Below are 15,316 nucleotides of genomic sequence, written 5' to 3'. Positions count from 1 at the left end.
CAAGCTGGGAGAGTTCCGATGCGTTTGCCGTTGATGTTTGCCTGTGCCGCGATGCTTGCCGCGCCGGTCCATGCGCAAGAGGCGACCGCCGATTGCGATGCGCAGATGGTGGTCGTGATGAAGGCCGTGGATGCCCGCCGCGCCGGCGACAGCGCCGATGCCGCCCGTGACAAGCTGCGCGCGGAGTATGACCAGACCGCCGCCGATATGCTGATCGAATTCGTCTATGGCGTGCCCGAAGCGCAGATCGACGAGATTGAACCCGCCTACCGCGCCCAATGCGAGGCGATGTGAGCCAGCGGTGATCTGAAGGAGCGCCTTGCGGCGCGCTTTCCTGTCTCGTCCGGCGGCCTTTGGCCTTGTCCTCGGGCTGGCGCGCGGGGCGGATGTTGCGCGATTTAGTCGTGGACAAGTTTTGGCGGCCTCTGGACTTAGGCGCGCGGGCGTCCAATATAGACCCCCATGAGCTTGCCCCCCGGATTCCTAGATGAGCTGCGCACCCGCACCAGCATGGCCCAAGTGGCCGGGCGCAAGGTGCTGTGGGACAACCGCAAGTCCAATCAGGGCAAGGGTGACATGTGGGGGCCTTGCCCCTTTCATCACGAAAAAACCGCGTCTTTTCATGTGGATGACCGCAAGGGGTATTACTATTGCTTTGGCTGTCAGGCCAAGGGCGACGCGATTTCCTTTGTCCGCGAAACCGAGAATGTCAGCTTTATGGAAGCCATTGAAATCCTTGCCCAAGAGGCAGGGATGGAGGTGCCCAAGCAGGACCCGCGCGCGCAGGAAAAATCGGATCGCCGGACCTTGCTGGCCGAAGTCATGGAGCAGGCGGTGCAGTTCTTTCGCCTGCAGCTGCGGCGCGGCGTGGCCGAAGAGGCGCGCGCCTATCTGGCCCGGCGGGGCCTGGATGAGGGCGCGCTGGAGCGTTTCGAGATCGGTTTTGCCCCCGCCGGGTGGGAAAACCTGCGCGAACACCTGAAGGGCAAGGGCGTTCCGATTGACCTGATGCTGGGCGCCGGGCTGGTCAAGGCCTCGGACAAGGGGCGCGAACCTTATGACGTGTTCCGCGACCGGATCATGTTCCCGATCCGCGACGGGCGGGGGCGGGCGATTGCCTTTGGCGGGCGGGCGATGGACCCCAATGACAACGCCAAGTATCTGAATTCGCCCGAAACCGAGCTGTTCGACAAGTCGCGCAACCTTTACAACCTGCGCCCCGCGCGCGAGTCCAGCGGCAAGGGTCAGCCTCTTGTCGTTGCCGAAGGGTACATGGACGTGATCGCGCTGAGCGAGGCGGGGTTCACCGCCTCGGTCGCGCCTTTGGGGACGGCGGTCACCGAGCCCCAGCTGCAGCTGATGTGGCGCATCAGCGACGAGCCGATCATTGCGCTGGATGGTGACAAGGCGGGCCTGCGCGCCGCCTACCGGGTGATCGACCTGGCGCTTCCGCTGCTGGAGGCGGGCAAGGGCCTGCGCTTTGCGGTGATGCCCGAAGGCAAGGATCCGGACGATCTGTTGCGCGCCGAAGGGCCGGACGCGGTGCGGCAGGTTCTTGAGGCGGCGATGCCCATGGTGCAACTGCTGTGGCGGCAGGAAACCGAGGGCAAGGTCTTTGACAGCCCTGAACGCAAGGCGGCGCTGGACAAGCTGCTGCGCGCCCGCATCGCCAAGATCCAGGACCCGTCCCTGCGCCATCACTATGGGCAGGAAATCAAGGAACTGCGGTTCGAGCTGTTCCGCCCCAAGCGCGGCGGAACGGGGCCCAGGACCCCGTGGCAAAAACGCGACTGGAAGGCCCCGCCGCCGCCTTCGGAGGGGGCCAAGACCTCTTTGTTGGTGGCCGGGGGCGAGGGTGCCGAAACGATGCTGCGCGAAGCGGTGGTTCTGGGCGCCATCCTGTCGGCCCCCGAGGTCGCGGCGGAATTCGAATCCGAACTGGAGGCGATGCCCTGCAGCGACGGGCAGATCAGCATTCTGCGCGATGTCATCCTGCGCAGCATCGGCGCAGAGGACCGGATGCGCCTGAATGCCGAAGAGGCAATCGGCGCGCAGGCTCTTGAAAGCCTTCTGTCCGCGCGCCATCTGCAAGTCGTGCCCTGCATCCGTCGTCCGGGTGATGCCGATCTGTCGCGCATGACCGTGGCCGAGGAACTGGCCAAGCTGGAGGCGCAGCAAGGTTGGCAAACCGAGCTGTCGGAAGCCGAGGAAGACCTTGAGGACCTGGCGGACGAGGCGCTGACATGGCGTCTGGGTCAGGCCGCACAGGCACGGGCTCAGGCCGGTCGGATGAACGAGGAAGACGATGCTGAATTCGACATCGGGCCCAACGGCGCCCATGTGGACAAATCCGAACGCAGCGCGTTTGATTCGCTGTTGTCACAGATTCGATTTGATAAGGCGAAGCGCTAGCTTTGCAGAAGAAACGGTAAGGAAAACGGGGTAAACGGGACAGCGAATCACTCGTACGTTCTGATGATTCGTGTTAACGAATCACTTTGCGACCCGAATCCCCGATGAGGAGAGCCTGATGGCCGCCAAGGACAATGACGACGCCAAGCCCCAGGATCAGGACGATGACGTAAGTCTCGACATGAGCCAGGCCGCGGTCAAGAAGATGATCGCCGAGGCCCGTGAGCGCGGCTATATCACCTATGATCAGCTCAATTCGGTGCTGCCGCCCGATCAGGTCAGCTCGGACCAGATCGAGGACGTGATGTCGATGCTGTCCGAAATGGGCATCCAGGTCACCGAAGACGACGAAGAGGGCGACGACGACGACAAGGGCTCGACCGATCTGGTCGAAACCAAGAAGGCGGGCGAAGTCACCCTTGCCGGCAGCGGCAATGAAAAACTGGATCGTACCGACGATCCGGTGCGCATGTACCTGCGCGAAATGGGCAGCGTCGAGTTGCTGTCCCGCGAGGGCGAAATCGCGATCGCCAAGCGCATCGAGGCCGGCCGCAACACCATGATCCTGGGGCTGTGCGAAAGCCCGCTGACCTTTCAGGCCATCACCATCTGGCGCGAGGAACTTCTGAACGAAGACATCCTGCTGCGCGATGTGATCGACCTTGAAACCACCTTTTCCGGCCAGATGGGCGAGGATGGCGAGGTCGAAGAACCGGTCGTCGACACCTCGGGCGTCGAAGTGACCAAGGAAAAGTCCGACGGCCCGGAACTGGACGCCGACGGCAACCCGATTTCCCAGGACGATGACGACGACGAAGACGAGCAGGCGAACATGTCGCTTGCCGCGATGGAAACCGCGCTGAAACCGCGGGTTCTGGAAACGCTGGACCGCATCGCCCAGGATTACGAAGAACTGGCCGAAATGCAGGACAGCCGGATTTCGGCGACCCTGAACGAAGACGACAGCTTTAGCGCGGTCGACGAGGAACGCTATCAAAAGCTGCGCGGCGAGATCGTCGAGCTGGTGAACGAACTGCACCTGCACAACAACCGGATCGAGGCGCTGATCGACCAGCTGTACGGCATCAACCGCCGGATCATGCAGATCGACAGCTCGATGGTGAAGCTGGCGGATCAGGCGCGTATCAACCGCCGCGAATTCGTCGAGGAATACCGCGGTCACGAGTTGGACCCGAACTGGCTGGAGCGGATGGGCGACAAGTCCGGGCGCGGCTGGCAGATGTTCATCGAACGCAGCAGCGACAAGGTCGAAGAGCTGCGCGCCGACATGGCGCAGGTCGGCCAGTATGTCGGTCTCGACATCTCTGAATTCCGCCGCATCGTGAACCAGGTCCAGAAGGGCGAAAAAGAAGCCCGTCAGGCGAAAAAGGAAATGGTTGAGGCGAACCTGCGCCTGGTCATCTCGATCGCCAAGAAATACACCAACCGCGGTCTGCAGTTCCTTGACCTGATCCAGGAAGGCAACATCGGCCTGATGAAGGCGGTGGACAAGTTCGAATACCGCCGCGGGTACAAGTTCAGCACCTACGCGACATGGTGGATCCGTCAGGCGATCACCCGGTCCATCGCGGATCAGGCGCGCACCATCCGTATTCCGGTGCACATGATCGAAACGATCAACAAGCTGGTGCGCACCGGCCGCCAGATGCTGCACGAGATCGGCCGCGAACCGACCCCAGAAGAGCTGGCAGAAAAGCTGCAGATGCCTTTGGAAAAGGTTCGCAAGGTGATGAAGATCGCCAAGGAACCGATTTCGCTGGAAACGCCCATCGGCGACGAAGAGGACAGCCAGCTTGGCGATTTCATCGAGGACAAGAACGCGGTTCTGCCCCTCGACAGCGCCATACAGGAAAACCTCAAGGAAACCACGACGCGGGTTCTGTCTTCGCTGACCCCGCGCGAGGAACGTGTTTTGCGGATGCGCTTTGGCATCGGCATGAACACCGACCACACCCTGGAAGAGGTCGGCCAGCAGTTCAGCGTTACCCGCGAACGCATCCGCCAGATCGAGGCCAAGGCCCTGCGCAAGCTCAAGCATCCGTCGCGCTCGCGCAAGCTGCGCAGCTTCCTCGATCAGTAAGGGGCGACGACGGTGTCCTGGCTTTCACGCATTTTCAAAACCGGCGGGCAAAGCCCGTCGGCTTTGGTCGTCGAGGAATACGAAGGGTTTCGCATCACCCCGCAGCCCATGCCGGTTGACGGTCAGTTCCGGATTTCGGCGCTGATCGAAAAGGACGTAGCGGGGGACACCAAATCCCATCACCTGATCCGCGCCGATCTTTTGCGCGACCTGTCCGAGGCGCAAAGCGCATCGATCAACAAGGCCAAGCAGTTGATAGACCAGCAGGGTCTGCGCCTGTTCGACTGATGGCGGGGCTGCGCCGTGTGATGGCGGCGTTGCCGCTTTGGGCGCTGGTGCTGGCCTGCGCGACGCTGGGTCTGGCACCGATGTCGCCCGAACCGCATGTCTGGGAAAAGCTGAAAATGCTGGCCGCCGGTGCGCTGACGCAGCCCATCGACATGGTCGATCTGGCGCTGCACGGGCTGCCATGGGTCCTGTTGGTGCTCAAGCTGTTCAGCATGTTGACCAAACGCGCCTAGGCGCGCCGGGGTCATCGGGGCAAAACCCCTTGAATATCTTCATTTTTCTCAAAAACTGATGGTTCTTTGCGGGCCATCTGCACGGTTTCTAGGGAACAATGCGGCATCTTCCGGGTTATCGACTCAGGAGGGTGAGACCCATGAAGAAGACTGCTGCCTATACCACTGCACTGCTTTTCATCGCCGCGGGCGCGCTGGCCGCGACCGAAGCGCTGACCACGGCCCAGCCCGAGGTCATCAAGATCGAAGTGGACGCCGCCGACCTGGACCGCTGCCGCGAAACGCTGGCGCAGGTGGCGCAGATGCCGGTTGTCACCGATGACGGATCGTCCGCCTGGTTCAGCAATGCAGACGACCTGCCCCAGGTCGCCTGCGTGCTCAGGGATGCCTAGTTCAGGTGCTCCTTGAAAAAGGCGATCGTCCGCTCCCATGCCAATTCGGCCGTTGCCTCATCATACCTAGGCGTTGAATCGTTGTGAAAGCCGTGGTTCACGCCCGGATAGATATGCGCCGTGTAGGTCTTGCCGTGTTCTTTCAGCGCGGCCTCGTAGGCGGGCCAGCCTTCGTTGATGCGTTCGTCCAGTTCGGCGTATTGCAGCAATAGAGGCGCCTGAATGCGCGGCACATCCGAAGCCGAGGCCTGCCGCCCGTAAAACGGCACCGAGGCACCGAGCTCCGGATAGGCCACCGCCATGGCGTTGCAGACACCGCCGCCATAGCAAAAGCCGACGCAGCCCACCTTGCCGGTGGTGTCGCCATGCGCGGCCATGAACTCATAGGCCGCAAAGAAATCGTTCATCAGCTTTTCGCCGTCAACGGTCTGCTGCAATTCGCGTCCTTCGGCGTCGTTGCCCGGGTAACCCCCGACAGATGACAACCCGTCCGGCGCCAGCGCGATGAACCCGGCCTTTGCCACGCGCCGCGCGACGTCCTCGATATAGGGGTTCAGCCCACGGTTTTCGTGCACCACCACGACGGCCGGCACAGGCCCCGTGACATTGGCGGGTTTGACCAGATAGCCGCGCACCTCGCCGTGGCCATTGGGCGACGGGTAGGTGATATATTCCGCCACGATATCGGGATCGTTGAAGCTGACCTGCTCGGCCAGGGCATAGTTCGGGGACAACATGTTCAAAAGGGCGGCGGCGGTCACGGTGCCCACGGCAAACTTGCCCGCGCGGTCCAGGAATTCGCGCTTGGTGATTTTGCCGTGCGCATAAAAGTCATAAAGGTCCAGCAGTTCCTGATCGAAATCCGCCGCCGTCATGCGGCGTTGTGGGGATTGGTCATTCATGGTCGCGGTCTCCCTGTATGGGCGTTGAAACGATGCCCGGTGCGTGGCACGAAGGTTAGACCGATTGTGACGCAAGGGAAGTCCGCATGATGCAAAGGTCCTTCACGATTTCGACACGGGGTCCGGGCCTGTACGAATTCACCGATCAGGTGGCGGACTGGGTGCGCGGCAGCGGGCTTTTGACGCTTTTCATCCGCCATACCTCGGCCAGCCTGGTCATCCAGGAAAACGCCGACCCCGAGGTCAGGACCGATCTGGCCAGCTTTTTCCACCGCCTTGTGCCGCCGACGACCGATCCGTCAATGGGCTACCTGACCCACACCTACGAAGGGCCGGACGACATGCCGGCTCATATCAAGGCCGCGCTGCTGCCGGTGTCGCTCACGATCCCGGTCAGTGAGGGGCGGCTGATGCTGGGGACGTGGCAGGGCATCTATGTCTTTGAACACCGCAACGCCGCGCATGATCGCCAGGTCGTGGCACACCTGGCCTAGGGGCGGGAATCCCTACTTGCTGCGGCGGGCGGGTTTGCTAGGCTTTGGGCATTGCTGAAAAAAAGGATACTTGGGTGGCCATGCGGCGCATATCGTCCCGGACCGTGTTTATGCTGACAGGGCTGGCCCTGGTCGGCGCCCTTGGGATCGGTGTGCCCGAATACCTGTCCGGACGGGTGCAATCGGGCGGAGAAGCCTGCCTTGGCCCCGGCGAGGACGGCCATTTCTGCCGCTTTGTCGGCGGCCCGATCCAGATCGGCGGCACGCCGGTTTTCGTGGAAAAGTTCAAGCACGCCTTTCTGCCGACGACAGCCCAGATCGATTTCGTCGATGGATTTGGCCGCACCTGGACGGCCCCGGTGCAGACCTTGACCGATGGCGCGTCGATCCCTGCGGTGTTCGAACCGCTGATGGGTGACCGCCAAAGCCGCGAGTATCTGGAGGCGGCGGCGCTGCATGACGCCTATTGCGGGGTGGGCAACGAGGCGCTGGAAACCTATCAGACCAAGCCTTGGGAGGACGTGCACCGCATGTTCTACGAGGCGCTTCTGGTCGCGGGCACGCCCCCCGCCAAGGCCAAGATCATCTTTGCCGCGGTCTACCTGGGCGGCCCGCGCTGGAACGACCCGGACCGCACGCTGGAAGGTGTCGAAGAAAGCGCGCTGCTGCGCGAAATGGAATGGTGCCTGAAGTGGATCGAGGAAACCGACCCCAGCGCCGATGAAATCGTCGATTGGATGAAAGCGCGCGAAATGGCCCTGAAGGCCGGCGACAGCGCCAAGCCCGATTATCTGACCCGAAGGGGGATCTAGGATGGTTCGATGCTTTGAACTGTGGTGGCCGCGCCGCGTCACGGCGCCCGCGACGATTGCGGCCCTGATGCTGACGGCGGGGATGGCTTTTGCCGAATGCTCGGCGGCGGACCTGTTCCTGTCATGCCGGATCGCGCAGAACGGCAAGCTGCTTGAGGTCTGCGTCGAAGGCGACGCGGTGGTCTATCGCTACGGGCCCGCAGGGGGGGCGCCGGAACTGACCCTGCGCGAGGCCGCGGCAACGCTGGGCTATACCCCTTGGCCGGGAATTGGCCGCACGATCTGGGAAGAAGTGCGCTTTTTCAACGGGGACTACGAATACCGGGTCAACGGCGCCATCGACAAGATGCTGGCCGTCGAAGACAGCCCCGAGGCAAAATCCGGCGGCGTCGAGGTCTATCGCGGAGCGCAGCGTGCCGCCGCGCTGGACTGCGCCCCGGCAACCGTCCGGTTCGACTGGACCGCAGCCATCGGTGACGCAAAACGCGCCGCCGGGCTGGACTGGGACCCCGGCGCGCAGGCCTGGTTGCCAGCGAACTGAGTCTGATTGGACACGCCAGGCTGTCACGATCTTGCGGGTCAAATTCACCCCTACCCAAAACTTTGGGACTGACCTATAGTGGCTGTGGATAAGTGGGGAAAAACCCCGCAATCAGGCATATAGAGCAGAAAAAAAGACGAGGGGGACGGCCAATGCGCTGCCCGTTTTGCGGAAACATCGACACCCAGGTTAAAGATTCCCGGCCGGCCGAAGACCACGTAGCCATTCGCCGCCGCCGTTTTTGCCCCGCATGTGGCGGGCGCTTTACCACCTACGAACGCGTGCAACTGCGCGATCTTGTGGTCATCAAATCCAACGGGCGACGCGAAGATTTCGACCGGGACAAGCTGGAACGCTCGATCCGGATCGCCTTGCAGAAACGGCCTTTGGACCCCGAACGCATCGACCAGATGATCTCGGGCATTGTCCGGCGACTGGAAAGCATGGGCGAAACCGATATCTCGTCGCATCAGATCGGCGAGATCGTGATGGAGACGCTTGCCCGGATCGACACCGTTGCCTATGTGCGTTTCGCCAGTGTTTACAAGAACTTCCAGGCGGCAGACGACTTTGACAAGTTCGTTTCTGAACTGCGCCCCGAAGTTCCGGAACCCCCGGCCGAAAAGTGACCGGGGCAGACGCCCTTCATATGGCCCATGCTCTTGGCCTGGGTCGGCGCGGGATGGGCAAATGCTGGCCCAACCCGGCGGTTGGCTGCGTTCTGGTGCAGGGCGGGCGCGTCGTCGGGCGCGGCTGGACCCAGCCGGGCGGGCGGCCCCATGCCGAAACGCAGGCTCTTGACATGGCGGGCGATCTTGCGCGCGGCGCGACCGCCTATGTCACGCTGGAACCCTGCGCCCACCATGGCAAGACACCGCCCTGCGCCGATGCACTGATCGCTGCGGGTGTGGCGCGTGTCGTCGCGCCCTTGCCGGATAGCGATCCGCGGGTTTCGGGACAGGGGTTCGACCGCCTGCGCAAGGCCGGGATCGCGGTGACGACGGGGGTTCTGGCCGACCGTGCGGCGCTGGATCACGCGGGCTTTTTCCTGCGGGTCGAACAGGGGCGCCCCTGGCTGACGCTGAAACTCGCGATGAGCCTGGATGGCCGGATCGCCACCGCCACCGGCGAAAGCCAATGGATCACCGGGCCGCAGGCGCGTCTTGCGGTGCATGGGCTGCGCAACAGCCACGATGCGGTCATGGTGGGCGGCGGCACGGCGCGCGCCGATGATCCGTCGCTGACGGTGCGCGGTTTTGGAAATGTGCCGCAACCAGCGCGCGTGGTGGTGTCGCGGTTCCTGGACCTGCCCTTGCTGGGCACGCTGGCGCGCACGGCCCGGGACACGCCGGTCTGGCTGTGCCACGGGCCCGATGCCAGCGCAGAGCTACAAAAGACATGGGACGGGCTGGGCGCCCGGTTGATCCCCTGCGCACTTCGCGCCGGGCGTGTTGATCCGGCGTCGCTGATGGCGGCGCTGGGGCAGGCGGGGCTGACCCGGGTGTTCTGCGAAGGCGGCGGCCAGCTGGCCGCATCGCTGCTGGCGGCAGACCTGGTGGACGAGCTCCAGGTCTTTTCTGCTGGTGTCGCGATTGGCGCCGAGGGTTTGCCGGGGCTGGGGGCGCTGGGTGTGGAAAAACTGGCGCTTGCACCGCATTTTGCGCTTGTGGATGTCTCGGTGGAGGGGGGCGATGTCCGCCACGTTTGGCGCCGCGCTGCGGCAACGGGATAATTGACCAAAGGTCAACCGGTTAGACGCCGCTGCTGATCCTGTCCCAAGGCTGCGATGCTGCGGTGGATAACTTTTAAAACAGCGCCAGATCAGGGGTTTGCCCGAAAGTCTTAACAAACCCTTAAAGCAGGCGGCGCCAAGCCCCTTTATTTCCGCCAAAGATGCGCCTTGCTGGCAAACAGCCCCTGCAGCTTGGACAGGCTTTTGTTCAGCGGGCCGGGCCGGGGCAGATCGCCGCTTTCCAGCCGATCGACGATCACTTCGACCGGGCAGGGCAGGCCGCTGCGCGGGTCCAGATAGCGCGGATAGTCGATCAGCGTGGCGTGGACCAGCGCCTCGAGCCCGGGGCGCGGCCCGGTCAGGCGGCGCGGGGGCACCGGCCCCAAATCCTGCGTCAGCCCCCATCCGGCATAGAAAGGCGCGCCAAGCGTGGTGACACGGCAGCCGCGCAGCAGCGCCTCGAACCCGGTGAGCGAGGTCATCGTCCAGACTTCGTCGACCTGGTCCAGCAGCGGGGCGATCGGCGCCTGTGACAGGGTCATGTCGGCCCAGGTTTCGGGGGTGTCGACCTGCCCCATGCGCAATCCGGCCTCGACGTCCGGGTGGGGTTTCCACAACAGGGTCGCATCGGGGTTGGCCTCGCGCACGCGGCGCAGCAGTTCAGCGTTTGTCCGCACCTCCGGGCTGCCGCGCAGGATCGAGGCATCGTCCTCGACCTGGCCGGGCACAAGGATGCGGCGCCCTGTTGGCAATGTGGGCAATTCTCCGGACAGGTTGTATTTGGACAAGCCAGCGCCGGTCAAACGCGCGATCAGACGCTGCGTACGTTCGATCTGGTCGGGGCGTATATCCACAGCCCTGGCCTGAACAAGCTGTTCCAGCCGCGACGGGCGGGCCGGGTCGTAGTAGATGCCCAGATCGTCCAGCACCAGCGACAGGGGCGGTGTCAGCTGCGCCCCCAACCCGCGTGATCGTAAAAAGCCATCTTCGACGCGTGCGGCATCGTCGTCGCGGGCCTTTCCGGCCCAGACCATGCGCCTGCGCCCCTCGGTCGTGGCGAGGGCGCGGGATTTGTCCACATCATCTTCGAAGTGTACCCTGCGCTGCTGCCCAAAGAATTTCTGCAAATGCGGTCTTTTCCACAGGCGCATGCCTTCGGCCACCCAACCGGCGCGGTCCTCGCGCCAGGCGCGGGCCTGCGTTTCGAGCGCGGCAAGCGCCTCTTCGAAGGGGCACAGACGGTCGTGGTGCGGATCGTACCAGCGCGGATAAAGGATCATCGCGGCGGCAAACAGCTGGGCGCGGGTCAGGTTGCGCTGGCGGCGGGCAATCGGCGTTTCATCCTGCGTCAGGCCCCATCCGGCGTAGAAGGGGCTGCCAAAGACGCGCGGTTTGTGTCCGGCCAGGATCGCCTCGAACCCCATCTGGGACGACACGGTATAGACCGCGGTGGCCCCATCCAGCAGCTGCCAGGGCGAGGCGGCGCTGTCGCACAGGGTGATGTCGCCGCCGGCGTCCTGATCGCGAAAATGCCCCGGGCGATGGCCTGCGGCGGTTTCGGGATGGGTTTTCAACAGGATGCGGGCGCCGGGGTTTTCCTCGCGCGCGACGAACAGCATTTCCAGGAACCGGTTGCGATCTGCATCCGAGGCCCGCACCGAGGCATCGCCCTGCGTCTGGTCGATCACCAGGACATAGCCGGGGTCCGGCAGGTCCAGATCCAGCCGCGTGGCGCTGTATTTGGACAGATGCGCCGCCCGCATCCGGGCCATGCCGGCACGCGCGCGGTTCAGCAGGGCACTGTCATCCAGGGGATGGGTTTTCAGCAGGGTTTCAAGGTCGGACGGGCTGCGCCCGTCGAAATGCACACCGCTGTGATCGACCAAAAGGCCAAGGGGCGGCTCGCCCTCGCGCCCGGGGAGGAGCGAGCGCAGAAAGGCATCCTCGATCCGGACCAGCGGCGCGCCATGGCGCCTGGCCACCGCCTCGCCGCGATGGGCATAGGGCGACTGCCCCCAGACGCCGACCAGGTCGCCCTTTGCCGGGCGTCCCAGCGACAGTCGATAGCCGGACAGGGTCAGGATGCGCCGCAACCGGCGCTGGGTCACGAACCCGCCGTTGTAAACGTAAAGACGCCGGGGAGCATGCCCCCCGGCGTGTTGCGGTCCATCCGGTCCGGAAGGCAAGGGCGTCAGCCCCCGCTCACCGCGGTGGCGGCGGTGGTCACGGTGGTGACGGCGCCAAGCGTGCCGGTCAGGGCGGCAATGGTCTTGTTCCACTGGGTAAAGGGCGCTTCGGTCACGTACAGGGTGTCCTGATCGCGGATGACGAAGTCGCGCGCCATGAACATGCCGTTGGGCTGGGTCAGGTCCAGCACATAGACCAGACGCTGGGCGCCGATCAGATCGGTGCGGCCCAGCACCTGGTTGGCAATCTCGGCCGGTTCGTTGCGGAAGACAAAGACGCCGGTCGGATCTGCCGAGGTGGACAGCAGCCCGCCGACCTGGGCGATCGCCTCGACCGCGCTCAGCGTCTGGCTTTCGAAAGGCACGCGGGCCTGGGCGCCGGTGGCCCCCAGTGCGGTAAAGGCGCGGGTGTCTTCTTCGACCAGGATGCGGTCACCGCCGCGCAGGGCGATGTCGAATTCCGGGTGCTTGTACAGGTCCTGGAACCAGATGGTTTCGGTCTTGTTGCCGCGCAGCACCTTGATCTGGGCGATCTCGGGCTGGATCGTGATCCCGCCGGCGCGCGCCAGCATGGTCGACAGCGTCCGGGTGGGGCGTTCGATGGCATAGACGCCCTGACCGCCGACCGACCCGATAAGGCTGACGGTCGATCCGTCACCGGCCACGCGGCGCACCTGGACCTGCGGGTCCGGGGTCTGGTCTTCAAGCTTGGAGGTGATGATCTGGCGCACCCGTTCCGGCGTGTTGCCAGCCGCCTTGATGCGGCCTGCGTAGGGCACAAAGATAAAGCCGGCGCCGTCCACCTGAACCTCTTCGAGGATGGTGGAATTGGTCGCCTCACCCGCCAGCAGCCCGTCGTCGACGTTTTCCCAGACGGTCAGGCCCAGGGTATCGCCGGGGCGGATGGTGTCCGACCCCAAGGTTTCGGCGTTCTTGAAGGCCTCGGAAAAGCCAAGGGCCGGGACAACGGCCGTGGTGCGTGTCACCCGGTCATTGACAGCCACGATGAAGGCGTCGCCTTCCTGCTGGACCGAACCCGAAAAGATTTCGCGTTTGTTGGGGCCCACGCGGGGCAAGCCGCAGGATGCCAATACGGACACTGCAGCCAGTAGGGCGATAGATTTCGCCCACCGGGAAGGGGAGTGTTTCACTGCTCGGTCTCCTCGACCTTATGTTCTGCCTCGGGTATTTTTTTGTTTAAGCTACCGACATTTCATAAGAAACGCTAGTCCCCGGGGCAGTCCGGCCTAGTGCACGACGCGCAACTGTTGCCTCGGGGCCGCGGTTCCGCGGCGCAGGGCATCATAGGGATCGTCCGGCGCAAGCATCATGTCGACCACCTGGCGCAGCAATTGGCGGCGCCCGCGGGCGGAATAGAACCCGCCCGGAAGTTGTGATGTTTCAAGCAGATAGCGCCGATAGTCCTTGTAGGCATGCATGTTCGGACGCGACGGGGCGCCAAAGAATTCGGCCAGGGGCTGGGACGAGACGAACTCGGGCTTGGAATAGACCGCATCGCCAAAGACCTTCAGCGGAATGCCGCGCCAAAGCACCTGCTGCGCGGCGGTGGAATTGACCGTAACAGCGGTGCGCGCATCGTTCAGCAGCTGCGCCAGCTTGCCGCCACGCACGTAATGGACACGGTCCGCCACGCCCTTGGCGCGGGCCAGATCGCGGATCACGCGGCGCACGTTGACGCGGCCATCCTCAAGCGGATGCGCCTTGAACACCAGGTGGTGATGGCCCGGCGCGCCCTCGGCAAAGCCGGCGATCACCAGGTCGAGAAACTCGGATATGGTGGAAAAGGGCGAATGTTTCTGGAACGAGCTGTCGTGCTCCAGTTGCAGCAGCGCCAGGTGATAGGGAAAACCGCCCAGCCGGATGCGCGTCGTGGCAGCGACCCGGTCGGCCCATGTCAGGGGCATCAAAAGCAGGCGTTTGAGGTAAAGCATGAATTCCTGCACGACGCTCAGCGACCGGTGCGGCCGGAAGTTGCGGTAATCGCCGTTCCGGAACATCACGAACCAATGATACAGCGCGCCGTAAAAGATGTGGTGGCGCATGTCGCCCCAATGCGCCGGGGGCAGGGGGGCCTCCATGTCGGACATTTCCAGCGCGCGCTTCATCTGCTCGATGCTCATGCTCATCAGGCGCGAATGCCCGTTGGATCCGCCGCGTTCATAGGTCACCCAATAGGGCCGCATGTAGCCTTCTTCAAAGACATGCACGGTCAGCCCGCGGGCCTTCGCCTCCTCCACCGCCTGGGCGTGGATCGGGCGGACATCGCCGTACAGCACGATATCCGTCACGTTCTTTTCCGCCAGCAGCGCGACAAAGGTGTCGCGCCAGCTGTCCTGCGTGCCGCGAAAGGGGATGTAGCTGCGCGGGTGGAACCAGAACGCCCGGTCACCCGCATTGAACCCGACGCGCCAGACCTCGGCCCCGGTCTTGCGCAGCATGGCGCCAAGACGGTTGAAGAAGGGGCCGTGCGGTCCCTGCAGGAACAGGAAGACCCGTTTCTGGCCGGTTGCGTTGCTCATGGTGGCGTTCTATGTCCTTGTCCTGAAGTCTTTCTTAACAACACATCCCGGCGAAATTAAGGCCCGCTTGGCACATCCCGGAAGGAGCAACCATGTTCACAGGCATCGTAACCGATATGGGCGAGATCCGCGAGCTTGAGCAACGCGGAGACCTGAGGGCGCGGATCGGCACGCGGTACGACACCGCCGGGATCGACATCGGCGCCTCGATCGCCTGTGACGGGGTCTGCCTGACGGTCGTCGCCCTCGGAGAGGATTGGTTTGACGTGGAAATCAGCGCCGAAACCGTGTCCAAGACCAACCTCGACGCCTGGACCGCTGGCCGGCGGGTCAATCTGGAACGCGCGCTCAAGGTGGGCGATGAACTGGGCGGCCATATCGTGTCCGGACACGTCGACGGCGTCGCCGAGGTGGTGGCGATCCGCGACGAAGGCGACAGCACCCGCGTCACCCTGCGCGCCCCCGATCACCTGGCCCGCTTCATCGCGCCCAAGGGCTCGGTTGCCCTGAACGGCACATCGCTGACCGTGAACGAGGTCGCAGGCTGCGAGTTCGGCATCAACTTCATCCCCCACACCAAGGCGGTCACGACCTGGGGCTCGGTGGCGGTCGGCGACCGCGTCAATCTCGAAATCGACACGCTGGCGCGCTACGTGGCGCGGCTTCAGGATTTCTCCTGATCG

The 15,316-nt window shown here is 63.9% G+C and carries 16 protein-coding genes; 12 read left to right on the top strand and 4 right to left on the bottom strand.

Annotated features, from left to right (window positions below; genetic code table 11):
* Positions 1-18: 18 nt before the first annotated feature.
* The 6 genes from QF118_RS18270 (at position 19) to QF118_RS18245 (ending at position 5,426) form a co-directional block, all read left to right on the top strand.
* Positions 19-294, top strand: coding sequence for a hypothetical protein (locus tag QF118_RS18270; RefSeq protein ID WP_282300467.1), 276 nt, complete (start codon positions 19-21; stop codon positions 292-294).
* A gap of 168 nt (positions 295-462) precedes the next feature.
* Entirely contained in the window at positions 463-2,412 is a 1,950-nt protein-coding gene (gene dnaG / locus QF118_RS18265; RefSeq protein ID WP_282300466.1) for a DNA primase, read from the top strand.
* 118 nt (positions 2,413-2,530) lie between these two features.
* Complete coding sequence (gene rpoD / locus QF118_RS18260) at positions 2,531-4,513, top strand: RNA polymerase sigma factor RpoD (protein ID WP_282300465.1); 1,983 nt, start codon at positions 2,531-2,533, stop codon at positions 4,511-4,513.
* Between the two features lie 12 nt (positions 4,514-4,525).
* The gene (locus QF118_RS18255) at positions 4,526-4,801 is read left to right on the top strand and encodes an HlyU family transcriptional regulator (RefSeq protein WP_282300464.1); all 276 of its coding nucleotides are present in this window, start codon (positions 4,526-4,528) and stop codon (positions 4,799-4,801) included.
* Positions 4,801-5,034 carry an RND transporter gene (locus tag QF118_RS18250; RefSeq protein WP_282300463.1) on the top strand — a complete coding sequence of 78 codons (234 nt, stop codon included), beginning with the start codon at positions 4,801-4,803 and terminating at the stop codon, positions 5,032-5,034. The genes QF118_RS18255 and QF118_RS18250 overlap by 1 nt, the downstream gene beginning before the upstream one ends.
* 140 nt (positions 5,035-5,174) lie before the next feature.
* On the top strand, positions 5,175-5,426 hold the full coding sequence (locus tag QF118_RS18245; protein ID WP_282300462.1) for a hypothetical protein: 252 nt from the start codon (positions 5,175-5,177) through the stop codon (positions 5,424-5,426).
* Here the strand turns inward: QF118_RS18245 and yghX are convergent.
* Positions 5,423-6,328, bottom strand: a complete 906-nt coding sequence (gene yghX / locus QF118_RS18240) for a YghX family hydrolase (protein WP_282300461.1) — start codon at positions 6,326-6,328, stop codon at positions 5,423-5,425. The genes QF118_RS18245 and yghX overlap by 4 nt on opposite strands.
* A gap of 89 nt (positions 6,329-6,417) precedes the next feature.
* Here yghX and QF118_RS18235 point away from each other — a divergent pair, with 89 nt between their 5' ends.
* The 5 genes from QF118_RS18235 (at position 6,418) to ribD (ending at position 9,907) form a co-directional block, all read left to right on the top strand.
* Complete coding sequence (locus QF118_RS18235; RefSeq protein WP_282302510.1) at positions 6,418-6,822, top strand: secondary thiamine-phosphate synthase enzyme YjbQ; 405 nt, start codon at positions 6,418-6,420, stop codon at positions 6,820-6,822.
* 80 nt (positions 6,823-6,902) lie between these two features.
* Positions 6,903-7,634 (top strand): DUF1353 domain-containing protein, encoded by a 732-nt coding sequence (locus tag QF118_RS18230; protein WP_282300460.1) that lies wholly within the window; start codon positions 6,903-6,905, stop codon positions 7,632-7,634.
* 1 nt (position 7,635) lies between these two features.
* Complete coding sequence (locus tag QF118_RS18225) at positions 7,636-8,175, top strand: hypothetical protein (protein ID WP_282300459.1); 540 nt, start codon at positions 7,636-7,638, stop codon at positions 8,173-8,175.
* 152 nt (positions 8,176-8,327) lie between these two features.
* Positions 8,328-8,804: a transcriptional regulator NrdR gene (gene nrdR, locus QF118_RS18220; RefSeq protein ID WP_282300458.1), complete on the top strand. Its 477-nt coding sequence runs from the start codon at positions 8,328-8,330 to the stop codon at positions 8,802-8,804.
* A 20-nt stretch (positions 8,805-8,824) separates the two neighbouring features.
* Positions 8,825-9,907 (top strand): bifunctional diaminohydroxyphosphoribosylaminopyrimidine deaminase/5-amino-6-(5-phosphoribosylamino)uracil reductase RibD, encoded by a 1,083-nt coding sequence (gene ribD / locus QF118_RS18215; protein WP_282300457.1) that lies wholly within the window; start codon positions 8,825-8,827, stop codon positions 9,905-9,907.
* Between the two features lie 146 nt (positions 9,908-10,053).
* Here ribD and QF118_RS18210 read toward each other — a convergent pair whose 3' ends face one another.
* From QF118_RS18210 to QF118_RS18200, 3 genes are all read right to left on the bottom strand, one after another.
* Entirely contained in the window at positions 10,054-12,093 is a 2,040-nt protein-coding gene (locus QF118_RS18210; RefSeq protein ID WP_449441506.1) for a capsule polysaccharide biogenesis protein, read from the bottom strand.
* Positions 12,094-12,098: 5 nt separating this feature from the next.
* Positions 12,099-13,244 carry a polysaccharide biosynthesis/export family protein gene (locus QF118_RS18205; RefSeq protein WP_282300455.1) on the bottom strand — a complete coding sequence of 382 codons (1,146 nt, stop codon included), beginning with the start codon at positions 13,242-13,244 and terminating at the stop codon, positions 12,099-12,101.
* A gap of 96 nt (positions 13,245-13,340) precedes the next feature.
* Positions 13,341-14,633, bottom strand: coding sequence for a capsule polysaccharide biogenesis protein (locus QF118_RS18200; protein ID WP_282300454.1), 1,293 nt, complete (start codon positions 14,631-14,633; stop codon positions 13,341-13,343).
* 92 nt (positions 14,634-14,725) lie between these two features.
* Here QF118_RS18200 and QF118_RS18195 point away from each other — a divergent pair, with 92 nt between their 5' ends.
* Positions 14,726-15,313 (top strand): riboflavin synthase, encoded by a 588-nt coding sequence (locus QF118_RS18195; RefSeq protein WP_282300453.1) that lies wholly within the window; start codon positions 14,726-14,728, stop codon positions 15,311-15,313.
* The last annotated feature ends 3 nt before the right edge of the window (positions 15,314-15,316 follow it).

The organism is Tropicibacter oceani, from assembly GCF_029958925.1.
Taxonomy (GTDB): Bacteria; Pseudomonadota; Alphaproteobacteria; order Rhodobacterales; family Rhodobacteraceae; genus Pacificoceanicola; species Pacificoceanicola oceani.
The sequence above is the reverse complement of the archived record's forward strand: the minus strand, read 5'-3'. Positions and strand labels throughout refer to the sequence as shown.

Excerpts from the sequence above, each read along its gene's own strand:
- QF118_RS18270 (WP_282300467.1), top strand. The coding sequence starts at position 19 with ATGCGTTTGCCGTTGATGTTTGCCTGTGCCGCGATGCTTGCCGCGCCG.
- ribD (WP_282300457.1), top strand. The coding sequence starts at position 8,825 with ATGGCCCATGCTCTTGGCCTGGGTCGGCGCGGGATGGGCAAATGCTGG.
- QF118_RS18225 (WP_282300459.1), top strand. The coding sequence starts at position 7,636 with ATGGTTCGATGCTTTGAACTGTGGTGGCCGCGCCGCGTCACGGCGCCC.
- QF118_RS18235 (WP_282302510.1), top strand. The coding sequence starts at position 6,418 with ATGCAAAGGTCCTTCACGATTTCGACACGGGGTCCGGGCCTGTACGAA.
- QF118_RS18230 (WP_282300460.1), top strand. The coding sequence starts at position 6,903 with ATGCGGCGCATATCGTCCCGGACCGTGTTTATGCTGACAGGGCTGGCC.
- dnaG (WP_282300466.1), top strand. The coding sequence starts at position 463 with ATGAGCTTGCCCCCCGGATTCCTAGATGAGCTGCGCACCCGCACCAGC.
- nrdR (WP_282300458.1), top strand. The coding sequence starts at position 8,328 with ATGCGCTGCCCGTTTTGCGGAAACATCGACACCCAGGTTAAAGATTCC.
- QF118_RS18200 (WP_282300454.1), bottom strand. The coding sequence starts at position 14,633 with ATGAGCAACGCAACCGGCCAGAAACGGGTCTTCCTGTTCCTGCAGGGA.
- QF118_RS18195 (WP_282300453.1), top strand. The coding sequence starts at position 14,726 with ATGTTCACAGGCATCGTAACCGATATGGGCGAGATCCGCGAGCTTGAG.
- rpoD (WP_282300465.1), top strand. The coding sequence starts at position 2,531 with ATGGCCGCCAAGGACAATGACGACGCCAAGCCCCAGGATCAGGACGAT.
- QF118_RS18250 (WP_282300463.1), top strand. The coding sequence starts at position 4,801 with ATGGCGGGGCTGCGCCGTGTGATGGCGGCGTTGCCGCTTTGGGCGCTG.
- yghX (WP_282300461.1), bottom strand. The coding sequence starts at position 6,328 with ATGAATGACCAATCCCCACAACGCCGCATGACGGCGGCGGATTTCGAT.
- QF118_RS18245 (WP_282300462.1), top strand. The coding sequence starts at position 5,175 with ATGAAGAAGACTGCTGCCTATACCACTGCACTGCTTTTCATCGCCGCG.